A 23,506-nucleotide genomic window follows, 5' to 3' on the forward strand; every position below is an offset into this window, starting at 1 on the left:
CGTCTCAGCTCTCCTGGTTCGTCGAGATTGCGGCAGCCGGCACCGAGCTGGTGCGCTGCACGAAGTCTGCGAGCAGCTGTGCCACTTCGAACGGTTTGTCCTCGGGAAGCAGCGAACACGAGTCGGCGATCCACTCGAGTCCGGCATCCGCGAAATCTCCGGCCAGACGCTCGGCGTGTGCGGGTGGGAACACGCGATCCTCCCGGGACCACACGACGAGCACCGGCCCCGGGAAGTCACCGAACGACTCTGCGGCCGCGAGGACAGCGCTCGGTTCCAGGCTGCGGAGCATACGGCGGAGGTCTGCGTAGACGGCGTCGCTCTCGAGAGCCGGGAGGACCCACGAGTCGGAGGTGGCCGGTTCGACCGGTCGACGCGTGAGCCAGCCGTAGGACATCGGCAACCGTCGCAGGGCCCGGATGCGCAACGGGCCGAGAATCAGTTCACGCGCCGCCGGCGCGTAGGCGATGGCCTTCATGATCGCCCGGTACCGCCGCGGTGGGCAGTTGTCGTACGCGCCGCCGGCCGTCAGGGCCAACCGTCGGACGAGGTCCGGCCGCGTCGTGGCAACCAGTTGAGCGACGGGGGTGCCGCCGTCGTTGCCGACCAGCGTCACCTCGCGCAGATCGAGTTCTTCGAGCGCCTCCGTCACGATCGCCGCCAATCCGGCGAAGGACAGATCCGCCTCGGGCATCGGGACGGAATGGGCGCCGAAGGGAAGGTCCAGCGCGATGCAGCGGAAGCGCCCGGACAGAGCGGCAACCACCTTGCGCCAGACGTTCGCATTCGTGAGTGGACCGTGAAGGAGAACGATCGGTTCACCGGCACCGGCCTCGAAGTAGGCGAGCCGGCCGGTGGACAGTGTGAGCTCGCGCCGGGTGCCGAGACTGCGATGGCGCCACCATGCGCGACGATCATCGGTCATGAGGGACTCTCGTTTCGGTCGTGGTGATGAAGTGCGAGACGAGTGCGGCCACCCGCTCGGGTCGGTCCTCGGGTGCGAGGGTGTAGGCGTCCTGGATCCATTCCAGCCGTGCATCCGGAAAGTCCCTCGTGAGCCGGTGCGCATTGGCCGGCGGGCAGAATCGGTCCTCCCGGGACCACGCGACGAGGACGGGACCGTCGAACCTGTCGAAGTGCCGCGCTGCTTCCAGTGTGTGCCGCGACTGCAGACCGGTCACCACTCGTGCCAGGTCCCGGCGCACTCCGCGATCCCGGATCGCCGGCAGCACATACGAATCCGAGATGTGTGACGGAAGTGCCCGGCGGGTGAGCCAGCCCTGGGCGATCGGCAGCCGCCGCAAGGACCGCACCGTCATCGGCGCGAGAATCGGGAGCAGGCCTCCGGGCACCGATGCCGCGAGCTTGAAGAAGCCGAATGCCGCGGGCGGACAGTCGCCGTACGCATCACTGGAGGTGAGGACCAGGCGTCCGACGAGATCGGGACGTTGTGCGACGACGAGCTGCGCGACCGCGCCGCCCGTGTCGTTCGCCAGCAGGGTTGCGCCACTCAGTCCCAGCGTCTCGATCGAGTCGACGACCAGTCGTGCCAGCCCGGGCAGTGACAGGTCGACGTGGGGCACGCCGGTATCGTGCGATCCGAAGGGCAGGTCGAGCGTCACGCACCGGAACTGCTTCGACAGCGGGGGCACGACCCGACGCCACAGGTTCGCGTTGACCATCGCGCCGTGGACGAGGACGATCGGTTCGCCGTCTCCGCGTTCGAAGTATCTCACCGCACCCGACCCGATGCGCACGTCGCCGCGTTCGCCGAGATCGGGATGCCGCCAGCCGGACTGGAATCGATTGCGCACCATCATGTCACCTCGCCTGCTTCCGGCCGAACTGCCGGTACAGCGATGCCCTTGCATCGTCGACGACGGAGACCACCGAATTGTGCGGCCGACTCGCGGCACGGACCATGGACACCGCCGCGGGCAGACCCATCAGCCTGCGTGGGTTGTACTCGTGCCTCAGCATGAGCGTGAGGTTGTCCCGGCGCCGGCGGGACGCACTGATGTAGCGGAACAGTTCGATGTCCACCGAGTTGGTCGGAAGACCCAGTCCGATCGACCGGGAGAAGTAGTACATCGGACGCGCTTCGGCGTCGCGTTCCTTCCACCACCGTCGGGTAGCGCGGTCGATGGTGCGCGGGCTCCCCCATTCCGGCAGCACCGTGCGGGTGAACATCCGTACCTGCCGCAGGGCGTCGGAGATCCCCTGGCCGGTGATGACGTCCTTGAAGTGCCCGGAGTCGCCGATCAGCACCCAGCCCGGACCCGCCGCCTCCCGGAAGTAGCCGTCCATCCGACGTACCTGGCGGACGTCACCGACCTGTTCCGCGGCGGCCATGAGACCGCGCAACGTAGGGATGATGCGCTGCGCGTTCTCCTCGAACACCTCCCTGTTCCGGTAGTCGCGGGGATCGTCGCGAGGCGGTTGGGCGACGACCAGGGTCAGGCCGTCGTCGCACGGGACCATGAAATAGATGTCGCGGCCGTCGCGAACCAGCTGGAACTCGGGCGGCACCGGCAGATTCCGGTAGTACCGCCAGACGGCATCGCGATCGTTGGTGGTGACCGCGTACTTGGCGGAACCCGCGAGCTTCGCAACCGTCGAGTTCCTGCCGTCCGCACCCACGACCAGTGGTGCCAGGATCCGGATCTCGCTGCCGTCCGCTCTCGTCGCCAGCACCCCCCGAACCCGTCCGTTGTGCTCCTTCAGCAGCCGTCGCACCGTCACGCCGGTGCGCACCGGCACCCCGACGGCTTCGACTCTGCGACGCAGGAGCTCGTCGAGACCCGAACGTCGCACACACATCCGCGGCCACTGCGGGTGATGCACGGACATATCCACTCCGTCCATGACCGTTCGAGTGGAATGCAGTGGCGGCGACCCGAACTCGTGCAACTCGCGCAGCACGCCCAGCTCGTCCCACAGCCGCAGGTCCTGCAGGTAGTGAGTGGAGAGCACATCCGTTTCCCGCTCACCACGGTCGAGCAGCGCCACGCGCTTTCCCGCCTCCGCGAAGCGGACGGCGAGTGCACATCCTGCGATCCGGGCGCCGACTATCACGATGTCGGCGGTCTCGACGGACGGTTCACCGGTCCGGCTCGAGATACTCTCGCTCTCACGGTCGCCCGCACCGCTCGGCGGCCCGGGATCCTGCGTCGCGGCACCGGGCGGGATGTCGTCCGTCGGCGGCGCCAGGACGGTCGAATCTATCTTCGCGCTCATGAGAAGAGTCCTTCCTCGGCCGGAGCGACGCGCCCGGACACGTCCTCCCGGGACTTCGGCGATCCGGTCCGCAGGTCGTGCCGATCGGCGAGGTCGAGCATCCTCAGGTATGCCCTCGTGCCGGCCTCGAGGGCGGGCTTCGGCAGCGCCAGGCCCCGCAGGCGGGTCCACGGCAGTGTGCTGTCGGCCGCACTGCCGCCCACCGTCCGCCCGAATCGCCAGGCGGAATCCACGGCGAGGGACAGACCGTGACCACACCAGGCGCCCGCATAGAGGACACCGGGCCGTCCGGGCACCGGCGCGACGACCGGCAGCCGGTCCTCGGTACTCCCGGCCAACGCAGTCCATCTCGCCACCACCGGAACATCCTTCAGAATCGGGAACCTCTCACCGATCTCGCGACGGAGTCTCTGCTGTACCGCATCCGCGGTGCGGGCGTCGGGGACGGGATCGCCGGTCGGTACGACGACCGGTCCCCCGCCGAATACCAGCCGGTGGTCGGCGGTCATTCGGTAGTAGTTGAAATAGTTTCGCTGGTCGATGATTCCGCCACGACCGTTCCAGCCGAGCGCAGCGCGCTGTTCGGAGTTCAGCGGCTCGGTGGCCAGTACGTGAGCTCGGATCGTCACCACCGAGTTCGGGAAGGGGTTGAGCTTCTGCGCGTACCCGTCCACGGCCAACAGGACACGGTCCGCGGTGATGTCGGCCGACGCAGTGTAGAGCTTGGTTGCGCCCCCTCGTGCCGGCTGCATGTCGACGACACGACTGTGCTCGTGGATCTCGACACCGCGGCGGCGTAGTGCGCCGGCCAGGCCGAGCAGCAGGCGGTACGGATCCACGAGCAGCACGTTCTCGTACGAGAATCCGGCCACGTATCCCGGTCCCGCCCGCTCGACGAGGTCCTGCGGACCGAGCCACTCGACGCCGAAGCCGAGTTGTTCGAGGTGCATGAGATGGGCCGCCATCCGCTCGCGCTGACGCGGCGTGAGCGCCGCGAGCGTGTGCGGTTCCTCTCGCGCATCACAGTCGATCTGCTCGGTCCGGATGAGCTCGCGCAGCAGGTTCACCCCGTGCTGCGAGGCGCCGAAGGCGGCGCGCGCCGTGGTATCGCCGTACCTCCTCCTCAGCGACGCGAGCGGGATCTTCAGACCGGGACCGACGATGCCGGTGCTGGCGCCCGTCGCCCCCGATCCGATCCGGCCGGCCTCCAGGACGGTGATCTTCAGTTCGGGCCGTTCCCTGACCGCGTAGTAGGCCGCGGTGAGTCCGGCGAGTCCGGCGCCGACGACCACGAGGTCGGCCCCGGCCGACCCGCGAAGTCGTGGTGCATCGGGGACGTAATCCGCCAGTTGCTTCCAGATCGGTGCCGTGTCCAGGCACCGGGTCGCATCGACCATTGTTCCTCCTTTCAGAGCGAATTCGTCGCCCGGGCGAGACTCCAGAGATCTCGCAGGCGAACACGACCGGGAAATGCGATGTACTCCGGGGTCACCAGGGTGGGACGCCATTTGAGTTTGAAGGCCAGCTGACTCGCGGCCGGATAGACGGCCGAACCGTGCTTCGCGATCAGTCCTGTTGCGGTGGTCAGCATGCGGGACGCACCCGGAAGAGCAGCGTCCGGGTCGATGCCGACGAACGGCGTGAGCCCCAGGTGCAGCCAGGGCGCATTGTCCTCGCGCAGCACCTGTGCCGCCTCGGCGAAGGTGTGCTCGACAACGCCGGGTGGCGCGTCCGGGGATCGCCGCGTCAAGTCGTAGAGCCAGCCGGCCTTCTCACCGAACACAGGCGAGTAGGAGATGTACGCGACGATCCGGCCGGCGGCTTCGGCGACGAAGAGCCGGCGTTGATCCTGGACCTCGCCGCCGCGCTCCCCGACCATCAGCCTGAGTCCCTTGACATGACGCCCCTTGTTCCGCAACCACGCGGCATCGAGACGGTCCAGTTGGGTGGTGAATGCGGGGTCGGTCAGCTGCTCCGGCGTCGCCTCGCGCACGGTCACCCCCTCACGGCGCGAACGGGTGATCATGTTGCGGGTCTTGACGAACTTCCGGCCGCGCAGGCTGAATGCGGAGAGGTCGATGCTGTACGAGGATCCGAACTGATTGACCACCCATCCGTTCGCGGCTGCGCGCTCGGCATCGGACCGCTCCAGTTGCACGGCCACGACCCGTTTCCCGGCGCGCTTCGCCGCTTCGGCGAAGGCACCGTCGACGGCGGATCGATCATGCTCGGGGGTGACGGCACCGGTGAACTGGATCCAGTATCGTCGGCCGATCGGCCGGTAGGCGACGAACCCGGTGCGACCCGGCACCGTGAAGTACCGGTTGCCCTCGTTGAGTGCGAGGAACGCGGACGAGCTGCGGGCGCAGTCCCGCAGCACGGCGAGCGCATCGCGCCGCGCGAGGTACTGCGCAGCGTCCTGGGTGGTGGTCACGCGTCGACCGCCAGCGCCGGCTGTCGTATCTCGCCGAACAACCCGGACAGGATGAGGGCGATGTTCTCGCGTAGTGCTCCCTCGGCGACCGGGTCGAGAATGTCGGCCAGTGACGGAATGCCCAGGTCGAACCGGGCGTCGAAGACCACCGACGCGCCGTCTTCCGTCCGGCCGATGCGCCAGGTTCCGTCGAACACCTCGAAGTCCCCTTCGAGTTGCGTGAACTCGATTGTTCCGGCCTCCCGGTCGAGCACATCGTGCTCGGTCCAGCGCAGCAGCCCCTTGCGGAACTTGACGGTCCAGCTGGACCGGACTTCGCCGACGTCCGCCGGGGCCACCTCGACCGCGACCACCGCTTCGGTCAGCCGGGGGTAGCTCTCGAAGTCGCCGATCCGGTCGAAGGCGGCGCCCGGGTCGATTCCGGGTAGGACGAACGACATGGTGACACTGCGCATGGGGGTTCTCCTTGCTGTAGGGCTCAGGCGAAAAAGGCAGCGGACAGCGCGTCGGTGAACGCGGTCAGGAAGAAGTCCAGTTCACCGTCGGAAAGGACGGCCGGTGGGGTGAGACGTAGCACGGTCGGCGAATTCAGGGAGTGGTTGACCAGAACGCCGCGATCGACGAGGTTCAGGTACAGGTCCCCGACCGATCGAGGATCGGCGAACTCGATGCCGATCAGCAGTCCCCGGCCGCGGACCTCGATGCGGTGCGCCGAGGAGTGAGCCGCCACGGCGTTCCCGACCGCGTGGACCAGGCGCCGGCCCAGATCCGCCGCCTTGCCGACGATGTCGTCGTCGCGCATGACACGGATCGCCGCCGAGGCTGCCGCACACGCGATCGGCGAGGCCGCGAAAGTCGAGGAATGCAGGTACGGGTCCTTGGCGAACGGGTGGTATGTCTCTGCTGTGGCGACCATCGCGGAGATCGGGACGACACCGCCCGACAGTCCCTTGCCGACGAGCATGATGTCCGGAACGATCCGAGCGTCGTCGATACCCCACCACGTGCCCAAGCGACCCAGACCGGTCTGGATCTCGTCGACGATCAACAGCGCGTCGTGCTGTCGGCACAGATCGGCCGCGGCCGCGAGATAGCCGGAAGGAGGGACGATCACACCACCCTCGCCCTGTACCGGCTCGACGATGAGGACGCCCCGGCCGGCGACCCGGGCGAGCGCGGCATCGAGTTCGGCGGCGTCCCCGTACCGCACGGCGGTCACCCCCGGCAGCAGCGGCTCGAACGGCCTCTGGAAGACCGGGCGGGCGGTGACGCTCAGTGCCCCCAGGGTCTTGCCGTGGAAGCCGTTGACGGTCGTGACGATCTCGGTCTTGCCATGCGCCCGGGCCAGCTTCAACGCCGCCTCGGTGGCCTCGGCGCCCGAGTTGACGAAGTGCACGAGGTCCAGTCCCGCAGGCGTGACGGAGGACAGGGCAGCCGCCGCGTGCACGCCCGTGGGTTCGAAGAAGACACGCGTCGACATCGGATGCGTGTCGATCTGCCGGTGCACCGCTGCCGTCACCTCCGGATGCCGGTGCCCGAGCAGATACACCCCGTGGCCGCCGAAGTTCAGGAAGCGCCGGCCGTCCGCGACGACGACCCAGGCGCCCTCCGACGCGACCTCCTCCATGCCACCGAGCAGACGGCCGAGAGCGGCTCGGCCACTGCCCTGGTGAGCACGGCAGAGATCCTCGATCCCGGTCCGGACGCCCGAGGCGGTCACGCTGCCCGCCCGTCGTCGTCACCGGCCGCGAGCCCCTTCACCTGCGCCCAGTAGCGCATCGACAGGTAGGCCGTCTTCCTGAGCTCCTCCGTGGTGACCTGCGCGGCGAAGCCCAGTTCCGGCAGCGAGTTCGGCAGCGGGTCGGTGCTCTGGAAGAGCCAGGCGAACTCGAGCAGATCGCGGAACTTCGCCTGGAGCGGGGCCGGAAGCGAATCCTCCAGCAGCGGAAGGATCAGGCGGTCCACGGCCTCGGTAGGGATGAGACGCGGTTCCCGCGTCGACAGACCCAGGTCACCCGCCAGGCCCATGCACAGGTCCATGATCTGCCGTGCGCACAAGGCTTGGTCGCCGGCTGTGAGCCAGTACTCGCCGGAGGTGACCTCCTGGCGTACGAGCCGGCCGATGACGGACGCAACCAGGTCCTGCGGTACGAAGTCGATGAGAGCGCTCGCCGGCATCGGGATCATCGGTGCGGCGCCCCGCACGATCGCTCCCAGCACCGCATGCAGGCCCTGGAACGCCGCCATCCGCCCGTCCGCCGAATCACCGATGACGATCGACGGCCGCACGATCACACTCGGCACGGGGTGCGATCGGACGAGCGCTTCGGCTTCGATCTTGGACTGCACATAGGCCGCGGCTCCCGGCGAATGCCCTTGTGCGGAAGGAGGATCCGCAACGAAGGCGGTACTGAAGAAGTACAGCGGCGCCGATGCCTGCGTCGCCAGCTCCAGCAATGCCGTCGGGCCGCCGAGATTGACCTCACGAATCCGTCGCGGGTCCTCCCGCCAACTGGTTGCCGCCGCCGCGTGCACGATCACATCCACCCGGCGGGACAGGACGGCATAGTCGCCGGCGGACAGGCCGAGCCGCGGTTCGGCGAAGGACCCGGCGAACTCGCTGACCCGGACGTCGTCGACCGGGTTGCGATTGCGCATGCAGACCACGTCGAAGTCGTGCGAAAGCTCGTCGATCAGTGCCCGTCCGACGACACCCGAGCCGCCGGTCAACAACAGTGTCTTTCTACGCCACGTCATTGTTCGCTCCTCATGCGATCTCGAGGGGGCTGCCCGCGAAATAGCGCGTCAGTGGTCCCGCCATTCGCGTGCGCGACGGCGGGTGGAAGCCGAGGCCGTTGACGGCCCCAGCGAGGTATCCGACGTCGTCCGACGTCATGAAATTCATGCCACCGAGCAGTTCGACCGCTCTGGGTACCACCGACGCGATCGTGTCCTGTACCGCGTACCGCACCAAAAGGGTGTCGGCCAGGAGCCCCGCGTCCGTCTGCGCGTGCGGGACCTGCCGGGCGATGTTCTCGATCGCCGCGTGCGCGCTCTCGGTGCGCGAGACGAGCTGCATCCGCTCGCCGTCGGCGCATCGTTCCACCGACAGCACACGCTCGACCAGTGCACTGGCCGCACCCAGGTACGAGGCGGCCATGAGCAGCTCGAACCACACGAAACCCGCGGTCTGGACGGCGTCGAGCCGCCCGTCCTCGGTCACCTCCGTGAGTACCACCAGATCCGCAGGCACCAGGACGTCGTCGATCGTCACCTGGTCGCTCTCGGCGCCGGCGAGAGCGAAGCTGGACCAGAACGGCGCGACCGTCACACCCGGGTCGTCGGCGGGAATGAGTGCAACGGCCAGCCGGTCCCCGCGACCGTCCGGGGAGGGCAGCCGGAGACTGGCGGTGAGCAGGTCCATGGACCGCGCCAGGCTGCACGGTCGTTTCGTGCCGCTGACCCGGACCCCGTCGGCCGTCACCGTGGCGTCCATGGTCGGGGCGAGGATGTGGCCGTCGGGGCGGCCCTCCGCGAATCCGGACGCGACCAGCATGTTCTTCGCGGAGATCGCTTCGAGGACGAGCCACTCCTTCCCCCCGGCTTCGGCGAGCAGCACGAGGCTGGACACGGAGAAGTGGTGCATGGTGCTCGCCACGGCGAGAGACGGCGACCGTGAGCCCAGTGCCCGCTGGATCCTGACGGCATCGAGAGCATTCGCGCCCTTGCCCTTGTATTCGACCGGAATCACGAGTCCGGCTCCGCCGGCATCACGCAGCAGCGGGATACCGAGGGCCGAACTGCCCTCGAGGTCCGCGAGCGGGACACCGGCCAGCGCGTCGTCGAGTCCCGGCAGGAACTGTTCGAGTACGGCACGTTCACGCGCGAGGAAGCGCACGTCGAAACCCCCTGTGGTTCGTGGAATCGTCGGAGCGGACACCGACGCGGTGGTAGGCACGGTCGAAGGCATCGAACTCCGGATGCTTCACCGGTTCGAACGAGATTCCGAACGGCTTCATGGTGTTTCCGAACAGAGCTCGGTCCCCGCACAGATGGATCGGCAGTGCGAGAAGCGCCCATTCCGGACCGAAGATCAGCGACCATACCGCCGCAATTGCGGCTGCCGTGAGGAAGCTGTGCATCACGTTGTAGGCGACATAGTAGCCCTTCGCAACCGCGTGATCCGCGCTGCGCCGGTACGCGATCGCGCCTGGAATGTAGCCGATGATGTCGATGATCAGAAAGAGCGCGACGAACGCCACCCAGTCGATCTCGTCGAGATGGGCGACGGCCAGCACCACGACGACCACCAGTGCGAGAAACCACTCGGCCCGCGCGACCGCGTGCGTGGCCTCGGTTTCGAATCTGTTCAGGTTGTCCACAGCGACTGCTCTTTTCGTAGTTCTGGGATCGGGACCGCATCACCTTCGCGGAGTCCGCGTCCGGCGTGCCATCGGGCCAGCGGCGCGGGAGCCCACCAGTTGTACCGGCCCGTCAGTGCCATGACGGCCGGGACGAGGAACGTGCGCACCACGAACGCGTCCACCAGTACGCAGATGGTCAATCCGAGGCCGAGTCCGCGCATGAACGAAACCTCCCCGGCGGTGATCGCGAGGAAGACCACCGTCATGACGACCGCGGCGGCCGTGACGATGCGACCTGTCCGCGCCAGGCCGACACACACCGACCGCTGGTTGTCCCCGGTCGCCAGCCATTCCTCGCGGATGCGCGACAACACGAAGACCTCGTAGTCCATCGAGAGCGCATAAGCGATGGCAGCGAGCAGAGGTGGAACGAACGCCGTGACATGTCCGGTCGCGGTGGTACCCAGACCCCCGAGGTTGCCGTCCTGGAAGATCCACACCATGGCACCGAATCCGGCTGTGAGCGAGAGGGCGTTGGTGACCAGCGCTTTCACTGGAAGCACCACGCTGCCGGTCATCAGGAACATGAGCACGAACGTCGCGAGTGCGATCAACGCGACTGCGATGGGCGCCCGGTCTGTGATGCCGTGCACGTTGTCGAGGTCACGCTGCGCGAGGCCGCCGAAGAGCGTGGGTGCCGGCGACCGGACATCGCGCAACTGTTCGAGCTGCTCTTTGCCCTCCTGCGAGTACGGGTCCATCGCGGTCGAGACCGTGACGTACGCGCTGTCACCGGAGATTGCCGAATCGACTCGGAGTGGGCTGATCTGCATGCCCTTCGCATACACCCCGCCGGGACTGCTGACCGACAGGACACCGTCGATCGTCGACAGTTCCCTCGCGTACTCCGCGACCTGCTGCACGGTCGTTACTGCACCGGTCAGAACGATCGACGTCGAGCCGGCGAAGTCCTGGGCGAAATCGGCGCGCAGAATGTCGCCCGTCTGGCGCGAAGTCGTCGACTCCGGCAGCGCCCGGTCGTCGGGATACGCCAACTGCACACCCTGGAACGGCCACGCGAGGGTCAGCAGCACGATCGTGAGCGTCGCCAGGACGACGACCGGTCGTCGCATCACCGCCGCCGACGTGCGGTACCAGAACGAATCCTCGACGGCACGGATCGGCACGGCTTCGCGACGAATCCAGCGGCGCAGCGGCTTTCGCACATCGAGCGCGTCGATCCGATCTCCTGCGAGAACGATCAGCGCCGGCGCGACGCACAGCGCACCTGCCATCGCGAATCCGACACTCGCAAGACCGGCATATGCCAGGGAGCGAAGCAGATACGGTTCGAAGATCAGCAACGTCGCCAGGGTCACCGCCATGGTCAGTGCCGAATAGAACACGGTTCGACCGGCCGTGAGCATGGTGCGCACCAGCGCCGCGTGTGCGTCGGTCCCCGCATCCCGTTCCTCACGGAATCGGTTGACGATGAACAGCGTGTAGTCGACCGCGAGAGCCAGACACAGGCCCGTCGCCAGGTTCACCGCGAACACCGAGACGTCGGTGACGGCGTACAGCGCCCAGAGACAGGCACCGGTGCCGACGACGGCGACGGCCGCGACGAGCAGCGGGAGCAGCGCCGCCACGAGACTGCCGAACACCCACACCAGCGCGATGAAGGTCAGCGGTACCGCAATGATCTCGAGCCGGATCAGATCGCTTCGGGACTGTTGTGTGCCTTCGTAGTACGTGATGGCCTGACCACCGGCTGTGACGGTCACCCCGTCGCGGGTTCCGACGAGGGACGCGGCGATCTCGTGCGCCCGGATCGGTGCGTCCCGATCGTCGCCGGCGATTCGTGCGACGACCAGCCCGGTGTTCCGGTCCGCACTCAGCAGGGCCTGGTCGAGAGGGGACGGGGTGGTCCAGTACGACTTGATCTCGCCCGCGTGTGGTGACTCTTCCAGTGCCGCAACAATCCTGGAGGATTCGTCGCGCGCTCGCACACTGCCGGCCCCTGCAGGGTCGGTGACCGTGAACACCAGCGGCAGTCCACCCGCTCGGAACGTATCGTGCAGGATCTGTTCTGCCCGAGCTGATTCCGATGACGGAACATCGTATCCACCGGACGGCAGCCGGGTTGCGGCCGGCGCTGCACAGACACCTGCGACGACGAGGAACAACATCGCCACCCCGACCACGGTGCGAGGTAGACGCCATGCCAATTCGGCGAGTCTGCCAAGGATCATGCGCTGTGCCCATTCTGATCAATCACCGGCACGGCGACCTGGACGTCGGCGACCTCGTTGTGCACCGACATCCAGATGTGTTGCCGTAACGGTGAATCCCCCCAATGACCTGCCACCGAGGTCCCCTACCCGGTGTGGCCGCTGTCTCGACAGCCATGCGCCGGCGCCCCCCCTCGGCCGGTCGGACCGACGGCGGCGCCGTTGCCGATGATCATGCCCGAGGGCACCCCCGGCGTCAACCTGTCAGCGAACAACCTCGACGACGTCCGGACCGGCCACCCGGATCCCGACGAGTTGGGCGTTCCTGTGCATATGGTTGCCCCACAACGAAGTCGGAGATATCCGAATCACGAGGCCCGCCATCGGATCGCACCGGCTCACACGCGCGAGTTCGCGCCCTGTCGGGAGGTTCACCCCGGCGGACGCAGCAGTCCTTCCACGACACGCCGGACCTTGTTCCCCGCCGCTCCGTCTCCGAGGCGCATGGCGGTGTTCGCGGATCTCAGCACTGCGTCGATCTGGAACGCCGCGAGATCCGCATCGAGAGCGGTAATTTCGCCGTTCTCGACGGCGAACGTGAGCTCGCTGGAAAGTGCGTCGATCCACTCCTGCTGGTTGCACGCGAGCTTGTCCCGAATCGGACCGGGTCGGCTGTCGAACTCCGTCAGGTTGGCTGCCTGGAAACAGCCGCCGGCGAACAGTGGCCGTTCCGCGTAGACGATCCAGCGTCCGATCAGCTCCCGGATCCGCTCCACACCTCGGGGCGCCGACAGGGCAGGACGAACGACGAAATCGACGAACATCGACCGGGCATGGTCGACGGTGGCGAGCTGCAGCGCCTCCTTGGTACGGAACAGGCTCTGGATACCGGCCTTGCTGAGACCGGTGTCGGTGGCGAGGCGTCCGAAGCTCAGCCCCTCGAGTCCGTCCAGCGACGCGATGTCGACAGCTTGATCCAGGACCGCGCGACGAGTTCGGGCGCCCCGGAGAAGCCGCTTGTCGGTGATGTCACCGACAAGCGGACTTCCCGTTCCCGACGACGGGGGGGTCGCGCTCGACATGCTGGGAATGTTACGTCACCCGATTCTCCAGCGATTTCGTGCCGGATCCGGCCCTGCCCCTAGGACCGGGGTGTGCCCACCCGAGCCGCAAGCTGCTCGAGGACCAACGTCGCGAGGACGGCCTGCCCGGTGGTGGCGAAGTGAATCTTGTCCTCACTCAGCAGGTTCTCCCGGTCGTTGAGGGGGTGGTCCCACGAATCGGCGAGGACGGCGTCGAACTCGCGGGCGAGTTTCCGGGTGATGTCGTTGAGGCGGGCGACACGCTCGGTCCAGTCCGGGAAGGCCGGGATGACGAACGCGCGGCCCAACGTCAGGACACTGAGCTGGGCGCCCGTCCCCGCCGCCCAGGTGTACATCGTGCGCAGACCGTCTTCGATCTGCTCCCAGTCGGGATTGCGACGGAGGAGATCGTTCGCACCGCTGTTGACATGCAATAGATCGGGTTCGAAGGCGACGATCCGCTCGGCCTGCTCCTCCAGCGCCTGCGCCGTCGTAGCGCCGATGCGCGCAGTGTTGAGGTAGCGGAGGTCGGGTTCGACCATCCGAAGTACCCGTTCGACCCGAGCAGGCCAGCCGAGGTTGTCGTAACCGGGCGTGGGATCCCCCGCCCCTACCGACAGGCTGTCGCCGAACACGGCATACCGCTTCCACGGTGCACCCTCGAGCAGCGCGGCGGCCTGGGCCGGAGGCAGGACGTGCGGGTCGGTGTCCTCGGTGAGTGGCTTCGATGCTGTCGTCATGCAACTGAGCATACGATCGACCGTATTACATCAGCAAGACGTGGCGCTCCGGTCGTGCTCGAAGCGGCTGCGTGTGGCTCGACGCCGACCGCTCTCCGAGGGCGGATGCGTTCGGGGGAAGCGAGATCGCCCGGACTCGCCCGGTGCAGGCGTGGGGCGAGGACAATTTCCCCATGCAGGGGCTCGAGGTCGTCCACAGCGGAATGTTCACCACCGTCCAGGACCGCGGCCGGCCGGGACGCGAGGACCAGGGGCTGGGCGTGTCGGGCGCTGTCGACCGAACGGCGCACGACGCCGCGAACCGCCTGGTGGGCAACGACCCGTCTGCGGCGACGCTCGAGATCACCGGCGGCGGGCTGACGGTGCGCAGCATCGGCGCGAACGTCGTCGCGGTGACGGGCGCCCGCGTTCCGGTCACCGTCGACGGTCGTCCCGAGGCCGACTACTCGGCGCTCAGGCTGGACGACGGCGCCGCGCTGGCCCTGGGCAATCCGACGAGCGGGTTGCGCTCGTATCTGGCGGTACGCGGTGGAATCGACGTGCCCGAGACCCACGGCAGCCGATCCACCGACACCCTGACCGGGACCGGGCCCGACCGGATCAGGGACGGCGACCGGCTACCGGTCGGCACCCTGGCGGGCGAGCTGCCCGGTGCGGAACAGATCCCGCCGCCGGCCCCGATCGAGGATCCCGCGATGCTCCGCGTGCATCTGGGCCGGCACTCCGGAGAGTTCAGCGCCGGTTCGGTGCATGCGCTGCTGCACGAGACATGGACCGTCACCCCGCAGCTGGACCGCATCGGCATCCGCTTGCAGGGTCCCGGCAGACTGCATCTCGCGCGTGGCGGGACCGATCGCCCGGAACCGACCGTCGCGGGCTCGGTGCAGGTCCCCCCGGACGGCAACCCCATCCTGTTCCTTGCCGACCATCCGGTCGTCGGCGAGCACCCGGTGATCGCCGTCGTCCTGCCCGCCGATCTTCCCGGCGCCGCACAGCTCGGACCGGGGCATCGGGTGCGGTTCGTCGCCACCCTCGTCCGGTGACTGCGGAACAGCTCAGGACACCGCGACATCTCTCGGCGGCCGGACCGCAGGGCTCGGCTCCACGACGACACACTCCTGGACGTGGTTGTCCCGCACGGTGATTCGCAGCAGCGTGCCCGCCGGTGTGCGAACGTCGACCGTACCGGCGAGAACGTGGTCGAACGTGAAGTTCCCGGACGGAACCGTCGCACGCGAGGCACGCTGCAGCCGCGCCCGGCGCGAAAGGAAGGTGTCGATCAGGTAGGCCAGCCACTCCGTGTAGAAGTAGAAGCACTCGCCGCCGTTCCACACCAGCGCGGTGCCGTCGGCGGTGGGTACCCACTGGCACCACGACAGCGGGCGCCCCCGGCTGGGCAACCCGTCGGCCGGTGACCGGTGGGGGCCGCTCGCCGGTCCGGCGAACGCGACGAGAAAGTCGATCTCGTGTCGGTTCAGCGGCGGATCGATAGCGATCCGTCCGGTGAATTCGGTTCGTTGTGCCATGTGTCCCCCGTCCGCGGTCGATCAGGTCTACCCGATTCGACGCGGTCGGAACCGGAACGGTTCCCCGAACACCGGTCGCGCGGCCGATAAGACTTCACCGCCCGCACGGCCGAGGGAGCTACAGCATGCGGCGTTGACGCGCGATGTCCGCGAGCACGACACCGGCGGCGACGGACGCATTGAGCGACTCGACGTCGCCGGCCATCGGGATCGACAGGATAGAGTCGCACGTCTCCCGGACCAGGCGGGACAGTCCCTTACCCTCGGAGCCGACGACGATCACCACCGGGTCCGTGCCGTCGAAATCGTCGAGGGTGGTGTCGCCCCCCGCATCCAGACCGACGACCCGGACCCCACGGGACTGCCAGTCCTTGAGGGTGCGCGTCAGGTTGGTCGCCCGGGCGACCGGGAGGCGGGCCGCGGCGCCCGCGCTGGTTCGCCATGCCACCGCCGAGACGGCCGCGCTGCGACGCTGCGGGATCAGCACGCCGTGGCCGCCGAACGCCGCGACCGAGCGGATCACCGCGCCGAGGTTCCGCGGGTCGGTGATGTTGTCGAGAGCCACCAGCAGCGGCCGCTCGTGGTTGTCGTGGGCGACGGCCAGCAGGTCGTCCGGGTGGGCGTAGCGATACGGCGGGACCTGCAGTCCGATGCCCTGGTGCATGCCGTTGGCGGTGAGCCGGTCGAGCTCGCCGCGCGGGACCTCCAGGATCGAGATGCCGGCGTCTCCGGCCCGCTGCACGGCCTCCTTGAGTCGCTCGTCCGCCTCGGCGCCCACGGCGACGTACAGGGCCGTCGCGGGAACGTCCGCGCGGAGGCACTCCACCACCGGGTTGCGGCCCAGCACCATCTCCGGGCCGTCCTCGCCTTTGCGACCGGCCGTGCTGCGACCACGCTTGTCGGCGGTCTTCGCCGCAGCACGGGCGCGCCGCGCGGCGGGATGGTACGGACGGTCCTCGGCCTTGGGGGTGGCCCCACGGCCCTCGAGCCCGCGGCGGCGCTGCCCGCCGGAGCCGACGACCTGTCCCTTCTTGGTACCACCCTTGCGGATCGCACCTCGTCGCTGAGAATTACCAGCCATCACTGCCCTGCTTTCAGGGACCACTCGGGTCCGTTGGGCGTATCGGTCACCTCGATGCCCGCCGCCGTCAATCGATCGCGCACCTCGTCGGCGAGCGCCCAGTTCTTCGCAGCCCGCGCTGCCTGCCGGCGCTCGAGCTCTGCGGCCACCAGCACCTCGAGGGCTTCGAGGGCCGCCGAGTCGCTGCCGGCCACCTCGGCCCAGTGCGGGTCGAGCGGGTCCACCCCGAGGATCCCGAGCATGGCACGCACCTGTCCGGCGATGTGCACCGCAGTGTCCAGGTCGCCGGCGTCGAGCGCCTTGTTGCCCTCGCTGCGCCGGCCGTGGATCTCGGCGAGCGCCTTCGGCACGCCGAGATCGTCGTCGAGGGCGGCGGCGAACTCCTCGGTCCACGTTCCCACCGGGATCTCACCGGCCCGGTCCCGGGTCTTGAGGACGAACGACTCCAGTCCGCGGTACCCCGCCGCCGCCTCGTGCAGAGCCGCGTCGGAGTATTCGAGCATGGACCGGTAGTGGGCACTGCCCAGGTAGTAGCGCAGCTCCTGAGGACGCACTCGGGCGAGGACGTTCGGGATGGACAGCACGTTGCCGAGAGACTTCGACATCTTCTCGCCGCCCATCGTCACCCAGCCGTTGTGCAGCCAGTACCGCGCGAACCCGTCACCGGCGGCCTTGGCCTGGGCGATCTCGTTCTCATGGTGCGGGAAGACCAGGTCCATGCCGCCACAGTGGATGTCGAAGGACTCCCCGAGGTAGTACTCCGCCATCGCGGAGCACTCGAGGTGCCAGCCCGGGCGGCCGCGGCCCCAGGGCGTCGGCCACGACGGCTCGTCCGGCTTCGCCGCCTTCCACAGGGTGAAGTCACGCGGGTCCCGCTTGCCGCTCCCCGCGCTCTCCCCCTGATGGACGTCGTCGATCCGGTGCCCCGACAACCGGCCGTACTCGGGGTAGCTGAGCACGTCGAAATACACATTGCCGTCGGCCGCGTACGCGTGGCCGGCGTCGATCAGGCGCTGCATCAGCTCGACCATCTGGGTGACGTGACCCGTCGCGCGCGGCTCCACGGACGGCGGCAGCACTCCGAGCCGGTCGTAGGCGTGCGCAAAGGCCCGCTCGTACGTCGTCTTCCACTCCCACCAGGGGCGGCCTGCCTCGGCGGCCTTACGCAGAATCTTGTCGTCGATGTCTGTGACGTTTCTCACAAAGGCGACATCCAGGCCCTTGGCCATGAGCCAACGCCGCAGCACGTCGAACGCGACGCCGCTGCGCACGTGACCGATGTGGGGCTCGCCCTGGACCGTCGCGCCACAGAGGTACACCGAAGCCCGGCCGGGGACCAGCGGAACAAAATCCCGCACGGCCCGCGATTCGGTGTCGAACAAGCGCAAGGTCACGACCGGCAATCCTACCGGTCGTCGTCGCGCGGAAATACGAGTGCCGTCGCGACGGCGGCGATACCCTCGCCGCGCCCGGTCAGCCCGAGCCCGTCCGTCGTCGTCGCGGATACCGACACCGGCGCACCGAGGACTTCGGACAGCACCTGCTGCGCCTCGTCGCGGCGGGGACCGATCTTCGGCCTGTTCCCGATCACCTGGACGGCCGCGTTCCCGATCGTGAAGCCCTGCAGGTCGAGCAGGTGCCGCACCTCGGCGAGCATCGACACCCCGCTCGCGCCGTGCATCTCCGGGCGGCCGGTACCGAAGACCGAACCGAGGTCACCGAGACCGGCCGCGGAGAGCAGTGCGTCGCACAGCGCGTGCGCCGCGACGTCACCGTCCGAATGGCCTGCGCATCCGTCGGCATCCTCGAACAGCAACCCCGCCAGCCGGCACGGCCGTCCGGGTTCGATCGGATGGACATCGGTACCGATTCCGACGCGCACTCATCTCTCCTGTCGGACGGGGGTCCCGGCCGCGAGCACGGCGCGGGCCAGGACCAGATCGAGCGGTGTGGTGATCTTGAAGGCGAGCGGTTCGCCCGGAACGGTGTACACACTCTCGCCGAGGCGCTCGACGAGGCCCGCATCGTCCGTGGCGTCGCCGGCGCCGGCGTTGGCTCGGCGCAACAGGTCGGCGGCGAATCCCTGCGGCGTCTGCACCGCGCGGAGAGCGGACCGGTCGGGGGTGCCGGTGACCCGGCCCGCGCCGTCGACGCTCTTGACGGTGTCCGCGACCGGCAGCACCGGGATCACTGCACGACGACCGCCGCGCAGTTCCGCCACGATCCGGGCGAACAGCACCGGTGGAGTCAGGGCGCGTGCGGCGTCGTGCACCAGGACGTAGGCGGCGTCGTCCGCGGCCGCCAGTCCGGCGCGCACCGAATCGGTGCGTTCTGCGCCGCCCGCCACCACTCGCACCTGCGGCGGCGCCGTGGCCGCGACGGACGCCACCAGTTCCGGCGGCACCACCACGACGACCCGGTCGACCGCCGCCGAGGTCAGCATGGCCGCGACGGACCGGTCCAGCATCGTGCGCCCGTCGAGTTCGACGAACGCCTTCGGCAGCGATTCGCCCAGGCGTACGCCACGGCCGGCCGCCGGAATGATTCCGACGACCGGCCCGTTGCGATCGTTCATCTGCAGTTCTGCGGTGCGCGTGGCCGCTCAGGAAGCGGCGGCGAGCACCTCGTCGAGCAGGCTGTCGGCCTTGACGTCGTCCGTGCCTTCCGCGAGGGCGAGTTCGCCCACGAGAATCTGCCGGGCCTTGGCCAGCATCCGCTTCTCACCTGCGGACAAGCCGCGGTCCTGCTCCCGCCGCCACAGGTCGCGCACGACCTCGGCGACCTTGTTCACGTCTCCGGAGGCCAACTTCTCCAGATTGGCCTTGTACCGCCGCGACCAGTTGGTCGGCTCTTCGGTGTGCGGCGCGCGCAGCACCTGGAAAACCTTGTCGAGGCCCTCTTGCCCGACCACGTCGCGAACCCCGACGTATTCCGCATTATCCGCAGGTACCCGAACCGTCAGGTCGCCCTGAGCGACTTTCAGAACCAGATATTCCTTCTGCTCACCCTTGATGGTGCGAGTTTCGATAGCTTCGATCAGCGCCGCACCGTGATGGGGGTATACGACGGTATCTCCGACCTTGAAAATCATGTGTCCCGTGCCCCTTTCGATTCTTCGAGTTTAACACGTGCTTACATCCGGCTCCCATCAACGGCGCAGGTCAGGGGCACAGAGGCGTGCGCGTAGGACTTGACAGCCAATCGGTTCCGTGTATCCCGTGATGTTCGACACGTCACCCGAAGCAACCCTCGACGGCCTCAACGAGGCGCCCGGGCAGGACGAAAGCCACGACTTCCGCCCCCGGCGCAGACTCGGCGCTCTTCTACTACTACTCTGCCTAGTGGATTGCGAGCCTTACTCGAGTGGAGGACAACCCGTGACTGCTCTCAAAGCGCCGACTCGCCGAGTCGCGACCGCTCTCGCCCTGGCCGCGGGGGCGGCGCTCACGCTGTCCGCCTGCGGCGCCGGCCAGATCAGCCAGACCGCCACCCAGGTGGCCGCGGTCAACGGCAACAGCGCCGAAGTCGGGGACATCGCGCTGCGCAACGTGCACGTGATCTACCCGGACTCCGAGGAGTACAGCCTCGAACCCGGAGGCAAGGCCGCACTCGGCTTCACCGTGGTCAACCTGAGCGAGACCACCCCCGACGAGCTGACCCGCATCACCACCGACTTTGCGTCGTCGACCACCGGCGTGTCCGGCCTGCGCATCGAGCCGCAGGCGTCGATCTCGGCCGGCCTGACCGGTGAGACCCTCGCCGAGGACGCGACCGCCGAGGCCGCAACCGACGAGTCCCCGCGTCCCGCCGAGGCCGCGGAGTCCTCCGACACCCCGTCCGTCGCCCAGGTCGAGCTCACCGGCCTGAAGGAGGGCGTGCGCCCGGGCCTGACCATTCCGGTCACGTTCACCTTCGCCGAGGCCGGCGACGTCACCGTGCAGGTCCCGGTCGACGCAGGCACCGAGGTCGAGCGCAACGTCTCCGAGAAGTCGCCGGTCGAGGGCGAGGGTCACTGACCGGCACCCCGACACTCCCGGGGCCCGGGCCGAGCACTCCACTCGGTCCGGGCCCCGTTCTCATGTCGGCACCCTGTCGTGTCGGCCCCCGGCCCTAGGCTGGCGCGGTGGCAAAGACGAAGTCGACCTACCGGTGCACCGACTGCGGGCACACCGTCGCGAAATGGGTGGGCCGCTGCCCGGACTGCGGGACGTGGGGTTCGATGGACGAGGCGCCGGCGTTGCCCACCGCGGTGGCGGCGCGGCCCGGCACCTCGCTCGCCCGCGCCGGGGCCGCTGCACTGCTCCCGACCACCCCCGCCACACCGCTGACCCTCGTCGACAGCAGGACCACCCACGCGAAGCCCACCGGCATCGAGGAACTCGACCGCGTGCTCGGCGGCGGCGTCGTACCCGGCTCGGTGGTACTGCTCGCCGGAGAGCCCGGCGTCGGCAAGTCCACACTGCTGCTCGAGGTGGTCCATCGCTGGGCGCAGCGCGGCAGCGACGACCGGGCCCTCTACGTCACCGGGGAGGAATCTGCGGGCCAGGTGCGCCTGCGCGCCGACCGCACCGGGTCCGTGCACGAACGTGTCTTTCTCGCCGCCGAGTCGGATCTGGCGACCGTCCTCGGCCACATCGAGCAGGTGAAACCGACCCTGCTCGTCGTCGACTCCGTGCAGACGATGCTCGCCGCCGACGTCGAGGGCGTGTCCGGCGGCGTCACCCAGGTCCGGGCGGTGACCAGCGCGCTGACCTCGCTCGCCAAAGCCAGCGGTGTCCCGGTGCTGCTGATCGGGCACGTCACCAAGGACGGTGCGGTGGCGGGGCCGCGCTCGCTCGAGCACCTGGTCGACGTGGTTCTGCACTTCGAGGGCGACAAGCACTCCACCCTGCGCATGGTGCGGGGTGTGAAGAACCGCTTCGGCGCCGCCGACGAGGTGGGCTGCTTCGAACTGACCGAGGGCGGCATCGTCGGCGTCAGCGATCCGTCGGGACTGTTCCTGCACCACCGGACCGAGGAGGTGGCCGGGACCGCCGTGACCGTCACCATGGACGGGAAACGGCCCCTGCTCGGCGAACTGCAGGCCCTGGTCGTGCCGACGCAGAACCCTGCACCCCGGCGCGCCGTCAGCGGCCTGGATGCGGCGCGGGTCGCGATGGTGCTGGCCGTGCTCGAGCGGCGATGCCGGCTGCCGCTCGGCAAGTGCGACGTCTACGCCTCGACCGTCGGCGGCATGCGCATCACCGATCCGGCGGCGGACCTGGCGCTGGCCCTGGCGGTCGCGTCGGCCGCGCGGGAACGCCCCCTGCCGCCAGGCACGGTACTGCTCGGCGAGGTCGGCCTGGCCGGCGAGGTCCGCCGCGTCACCGGAGCCGGCCGACGCATCGCGGAGGCGAGCCGGCTCGGCTTCGGCCGCGCGATCGTGCCGCACGAACTCGCGCAGGCGGGACGGCGGACGTCGCGGCCCCCGGGCTCCGACGGCGGTCCGATCGAGGTCGGCAACGTCGGTCAGGCCCTGGCCGCGCTGGGACTGTAACCCTGTCGGAACCGGATGCGAACATATGTTCGTGTCCGGTCACGCGACCATCCTGCACGCCGACCTCGACTCGTTCTACGCCTCGGTCGAACAACGCGACGACCCACGCCTGCGCGGCCGTCCCGTGATCGTGGGTGGGGGCGGCGTCGTTCTCGCCGCCAGTTACGAGGCGAAGGCCTTCGGCGTCGCGACGGCCATGTCCGGACGTGCCGCCCGCGCCCTGTGCCCCGCGGCGATCGTCGTTCCTCCCCGCATGCACGCGTACACGCAGGCCAGCCGCGCCGTGTTCGCGGTGTTCGAGCAGACCACGCCACTCGTCGAGGCGGTCTCCGTCGACGAGGCCTTCCTCGACGTCGCCGGCCTGTGGCGGATCGACGGCACCCCGGCGGACATCGCCGCCCGGCTGCGGCGCGACGTCGCCGAACAGGTGGGGTTGCCGATCACGGTGGGGGTGGCCCGGACCAAGTTCCTCGCTAAGGTCGCAAGCGGGGTCGCCAAGCCCGACGGGCTGCTGGTGGTGCAGCCCGACCGGGAACTCGAGTTCCTGCGTCCGTTACCGGTCGAACGGTTGTGGGGTGTCGGCAAGGTGACCGCCGCGACGCTGCACGCGCACGGCCTCCACCGCGTGGCCGACCTCGCACGGGAGAGCGAGGTCGAGCTCGTCGCGCTGCTCGGCAGGTCGGTGGGACGTCACCTGCATGCGCTGGCGCAGGGATACGATCCGCGACCCGTCCGGCCCCACCGTCGGCGCCGGACCATGGGGGCCCAGCACGCCCTCGGCCGGCCCCGCAGCGCCGGCGGACACGATCCCGAGATGATCGACGCGACCCTGCGAATGCTGGTGGAACGGGTCACCGGCCGCATGCGTGCGGCCGGTCGTCCCGGCCGCACCGTCGTGCTGCGCCTGCGCTTCGCCGACTACTCCCGGGCGACGCGATCGCACACGCTGCGCGCACCCACGGCCCGCACCGACGTCGTCCTCGGCGCCGCGCGGGAACTGCTCGGACTCGCGCAGCCACTGGTCTCCGACCGGGGGCTGACCCTGATCGGGGTGGGCGTGTCGAATCTCGACTCCGCCGATACCGAACAGCTCGAGCTGCCGTTCGACGAACCACCCCGCGACGGCGCGGCAGCCGGTCACCCGGCCGTCGACCGTCGCGCACTGGACGCCGTGCTCGACGATGTGCACGGCCGGTTCGGTACGCGCGCGCTCACCTCGGCCTCGTTGCTCGGCCGGCGGCCGCACCCGGCCGTGCCCCTCCTCCCGGAGTGACC

Annotated in this window: 23 protein-coding genes; 4 read left to right on the forward strand and 19 right to left on the reverse strand. The window is 68.9% G+C overall.

Features of this window, described 5'->3' with window-relative positions:
* Window positions 1-4: 4 nt before the first annotated feature.
* The 13 genes from QYS60_RS20375 to QYS60_RS20435 all read right to left on the reverse strand — a co-directional run bounded on the left by QYS60_RS20375 (window position 5) and on the right by QYS60_RS20435 (window position 14,088).
* Window positions 5-925: an alpha/beta fold hydrolase gene (locus QYS60_RS20375; RefSeq protein ID WP_371384110.1), complete on the reverse strand. Its 921-nt coding sequence runs from the start codon at window positions 923-925 to the stop codon at window positions 5-7.
* A complete protein-coding gene (locus QYS60_RS20380) occupies window positions 915-1,820 on the reverse strand; it encodes an alpha/beta fold hydrolase (protein WP_289377127.1) in 906 nt (301 codons plus the stop codon). Before QYS60_RS20380 ends, QYS60_RS20375 begins: the two co-directional genes overlap by 11 nt.
* Before the next feature lies 1 nt (window position 1,821).
* Window positions 1,822-3,237 carry an NAD(P)/FAD-dependent oxidoreductase gene (locus QYS60_RS20385; RefSeq protein ID WP_289377126.1) on the reverse strand — a complete coding sequence of 472 codons (1,416 nt, stop codon included), beginning with the start codon at window positions 3,235-3,237 and terminating at the stop codon, window positions 1,822-1,824.
* On the reverse strand, window positions 3,234-4,634 hold the full coding sequence (locus QYS60_RS20390) for an FAD-binding oxidoreductase (protein ID WP_289377125.1): 1,401 nt from the start codon (window positions 4,632-4,634) through the stop codon (window positions 3,234-3,236). The genes QYS60_RS20385 and QYS60_RS20390 overlap by 4 nt, the downstream gene beginning before the upstream one ends.
* An 11-nt stretch (window positions 4,635-4,645) precedes the next feature.
* Window positions 4,646-5,671, reverse strand: coding sequence for a bifunctional lysylphosphatidylglycerol flippase/synthetase MprF (locus QYS60_RS20395; RefSeq protein WP_371384111.1), 1,026 nt, complete (start codon window positions 5,669-5,671; stop codon window positions 4,646-4,648).
* A complete protein-coding gene (locus QYS60_RS20400; RefSeq protein WP_289377123.1) occupies window positions 5,668-6,126 on the reverse strand; it encodes an SRPBCC family protein in 459 nt (152 codons plus the stop codon). The genes QYS60_RS20395 and QYS60_RS20400 overlap by 4 nt, the downstream gene beginning before the upstream one ends.
* A gap of 23 nt (window positions 6,127-6,149) precedes the next feature.
* Window positions 6,150-7,391 (reverse strand): aspartate aminotransferase family protein, encoded by a 1,242-nt coding sequence (locus tag QYS60_RS20405; protein WP_289377122.1) that lies wholly within the window; start codon window positions 7,389-7,391, stop codon window positions 6,150-6,152.
* Window positions 7,388-8,428 (reverse strand): SDR family oxidoreductase, encoded by a 1,041-nt coding sequence (locus QYS60_RS20410; RefSeq protein ID WP_289377121.1) that lies wholly within the window; start codon window positions 8,426-8,428, stop codon window positions 7,388-7,390. Before QYS60_RS20410 ends, QYS60_RS20405 begins: the two co-directional genes overlap by 4 nt.
* A 10-nt stretch (window positions 8,429-8,438) precedes the next feature.
* On the reverse strand, window positions 8,439-9,569 hold the full coding sequence (locus QYS60_RS20415; RefSeq protein ID WP_003935963.1) for an acyl-CoA dehydrogenase family protein: 1,131 nt from the start codon (window positions 9,567-9,569) through the stop codon (window positions 8,439-8,441).
* Window positions 9,550-9,972, reverse strand: coding sequence for a hypothetical protein (locus tag QYS60_RS20420; RefSeq protein ID WP_238586228.1), 423 nt, complete (start codon window positions 9,970-9,972; stop codon window positions 9,550-9,552). The genes QYS60_RS20415 and QYS60_RS20420 overlap by 20 nt, the downstream gene beginning before the upstream one ends.
* 68 nt (window positions 9,973-10,040) lie before the next feature.
* Window positions 10,041-12,287 (reverse strand): MMPL family transporter, encoded by a 2,247-nt coding sequence (locus QYS60_RS20425; protein ID WP_371384112.1) that lies wholly within the window; start codon window positions 12,285-12,287, stop codon window positions 10,041-10,043.
* Between the two features lie 410 nt (window positions 12,288-12,697).
* On the reverse strand, window positions 12,698-13,348 hold the full coding sequence (locus tag QYS60_RS20430) for a TetR/AcrR family transcriptional regulator (protein ID WP_371384113.1): 651 nt from the start codon (window positions 13,346-13,348) through the stop codon (window positions 12,698-12,700).
* A gap of 59 nt (window positions 13,349-13,407) precedes the next feature.
* Window positions 13,408-14,088, reverse strand: coding sequence for an SGNH/GDSL hydrolase family protein (locus tag QYS60_RS20435; protein ID WP_003935967.1), 681 nt, complete (start codon window positions 14,086-14,088; stop codon window positions 13,408-13,410).
* A gap of 173 nt (window positions 14,089-14,261) precedes the next feature.
* Between QYS60_RS20435 and QYS60_RS20440 the strand changes: the two genes are divergently transcribed.
* Window positions 14,262-15,131, forward strand: coding sequence for a biotin-dependent carboxyltransferase family protein (locus tag QYS60_RS20440; RefSeq protein WP_371384114.1), 870 nt, complete (start codon window positions 14,262-14,264; stop codon window positions 15,129-15,131).
* Window positions 15,132-15,143: 12 nt separating this feature from the next.
* Here the strand turns inward: QYS60_RS20440 and QYS60_RS20445 are convergent, their stop codons facing one another.
* The 6 genes from QYS60_RS20445 to carD all read right to left on the reverse strand — a co-directional run bounded on the left by QYS60_RS20445 (window position 15,144) and on the right by carD (window position 19,786).
* A complete protein-coding gene (locus QYS60_RS20445) occupies window positions 15,144-15,614 on the reverse strand; it encodes a hypothetical protein (protein WP_371384115.1) in 471 nt (156 codons plus the stop codon).
* Between the two features lie 118 nt (window positions 15,615-15,732).
* The gene (gene rlmB, locus QYS60_RS20450) at window positions 15,733-16,695 is read right to left on the reverse strand and encodes a 23S rRNA (guanosine(2251)-2'-O)-methyltransferase RlmB (protein ID WP_003935970.1); all 963 of its coding nucleotides are present in this window, start codon (window positions 16,693-16,695) and stop codon (window positions 15,733-15,735) included.
* On the reverse strand, window positions 16,695-18,089 hold the full coding sequence (gene cysS, locus QYS60_RS20455) for a cysteine--tRNA ligase (protein ID WP_054371580.1): 1,395 nt from the start codon (window positions 18,087-18,089) through the stop codon (window positions 16,695-16,697). Before cysS ends, rlmB begins: the two co-directional genes overlap by 1 nt.
* Before the next feature lie 11 nt (window positions 18,090-18,100).
* On the reverse strand, window positions 18,101-18,577 hold the full coding sequence (gene ispF / locus QYS60_RS20460) for a 2-C-methyl-D-erythritol 2,4-cyclodiphosphate synthase (RefSeq protein ID WP_371384116.1): 477 nt from the start codon (window positions 18,575-18,577) through the stop codon (window positions 18,101-18,103).
* Window positions 18,578-19,270 carry a 2-C-methyl-D-erythritol 4-phosphate cytidylyltransferase gene (gene ispD, locus QYS60_RS20465; protein WP_371384117.1) on the reverse strand — a complete coding sequence of 231 codons (693 nt, stop codon included), beginning with the start codon at window positions 19,268-19,270 and terminating at the stop codon, window positions 18,578-18,580.
* 27 nt (window positions 19,271-19,297) lie between these two features.
* Window positions 19,298-19,786, reverse strand: a complete 489-nt coding sequence (gene carD / locus QYS60_RS20470; protein ID WP_003935974.1) for an RNA polymerase-binding transcription factor CarD — start codon at window positions 19,784-19,786, stop codon at window positions 19,298-19,300.
* 286 nt (window positions 19,787-20,072) lie between these two features.
* Here carD and QYS60_RS20475 point away from each other — a divergent pair, with 286 nt between their 5' ends.
* The 3 genes from QYS60_RS20475 (at window position 20,073) to dinB (ending at window position 23,504) form a co-directional block, all read left to right on the forward strand.
* Complete coding sequence (locus QYS60_RS20475; RefSeq protein ID WP_003935975.1) at window positions 20,073-20,711, forward strand: lipoprotein; 639 nt, start codon at window positions 20,073-20,075, stop codon at window positions 20,709-20,711.
* 107 nt (window positions 20,712-20,818) lie between these two features.
* Window positions 20,819-22,231: a DNA repair protein RadA gene (radA, locus tag QYS60_RS20480; protein ID WP_040781902.1), complete on the forward strand. Its 1,413-nt coding sequence runs from the start codon at window positions 20,819-20,821 to the stop codon at window positions 22,229-22,231.
* 25 nt (window positions 22,232-22,256) lie between these two features.
* Window positions 22,257-23,504 (forward strand): DNA polymerase IV, encoded by a 1,248-nt coding sequence (dinB, locus tag QYS60_RS20485; protein ID WP_371384118.1) that lies wholly within the window; start codon window positions 22,257-22,259, stop codon window positions 23,502-23,504.
* Window positions 23,505-23,506: the final 2 nt, after the last annotated feature.

The sequence above is a fragment of the Rhodococcus sp. GXMU-t2271 genome, from assembly GCF_041414735.1.
In the GTDB taxonomy this organism is placed as follows: Bacteria; Actinomycetota; Actinomycetes; order Mycobacteriales; family Mycobacteriaceae; genus Rhodococcus; species Rhodococcus indonesiensis.

Coding starts and splice junctions, on each gene's coding strand:
- QYS60_RS20375 (WP_371384110.1), bottom strand. CDS start 925: ATGACCGATGATCGTCGCGCATGGTGGCGCCATCGCAGTCTCGGCACC.
- QYS60_RS20380 (WP_289377127.1), bottom strand. CDS start 1,820: ATGATGGTGCGCAATCGATTCCAGTCCGGCTGGCGGCATCCCGATCTC.
- QYS60_RS20385 (WP_289377126.1), bottom strand. CDS start 3,237: ATGAGCGCGAAGATAGATTCGACCGTCCTGGCGCCGCCGACGGACGAC.
- QYS60_RS20390 (WP_289377125.1), bottom strand. CDS start 4,634: ATGGTCGATGCGACCCGGTGCCTGGACACGGCACCGATCTGGAAGCAA.
- QYS60_RS20400 (WP_289377123.1), bottom strand. CDS start 6,126: ATGCGCAGTGTCACCATGTCGTTCGTCCTACCCGGAATCGACCCGGGC.
- QYS60_RS20410 (WP_289377121.1), bottom strand. CDS start 8,428: ATGACGTGGCGTAGAAAGACACTGTTGTTGACCGGCGGCTCGGGTGTC.
- QYS60_RS20425 (WP_371384112.1), bottom strand. CDS start 12,287: ATGATCCTTGGCAGACTCGCCGAATTGGCATGGCGTCTACCTCGCACC.
- QYS60_RS20430 (WP_371384113.1), bottom strand. CDS start 13,348: ATGTCGAGCGCGACCCCCCCGTCGTCGGGAACGGGAAGTCCGCTTGTC.
- QYS60_RS20435 (WP_003935967.1), bottom strand. CDS start 14,088: ATGACGACAGCATCGAAGCCACTCACCGAGGACACCGACCCGCACGTC.
- QYS60_RS20440 (WP_371384114.1), top strand. CDS start 14,262: ATGCAGGGGCTCGAGGTCGTCCACAGCGGAATGTTCACCACCGTCCAG.
- QYS60_RS20445 (WP_371384115.1), bottom strand. CDS start 15,614: ATGGCACAACGAACCGAATTCACCGGACGGATCGCTATCGATCCGCCG.
- rlmB (WP_003935970.1), bottom strand. CDS start 16,695: ATGGCTGGTAATTCTCAGCGACGAGGTGCGATCCGCAAGGGTGGTACC.
- ispD (WP_371384117.1), bottom strand. CDS start 19,270: ATGAACGATCGCAACGGGCCGGTCGTCGGAATCATTCCGGCGGCCGGC.
- carD (WP_003935974.1), bottom strand. CDS start 19,786: ATGATTTTCAAGGTCGGAGATACCGTCGTATACCCCCATCACGGTGCG.
- dinB (WP_371384118.1), top strand. CDS start 22,257: ATGTTCGTGTCCGGTCACGCGACCATCCTGCACGCCGACCTCGACTCG.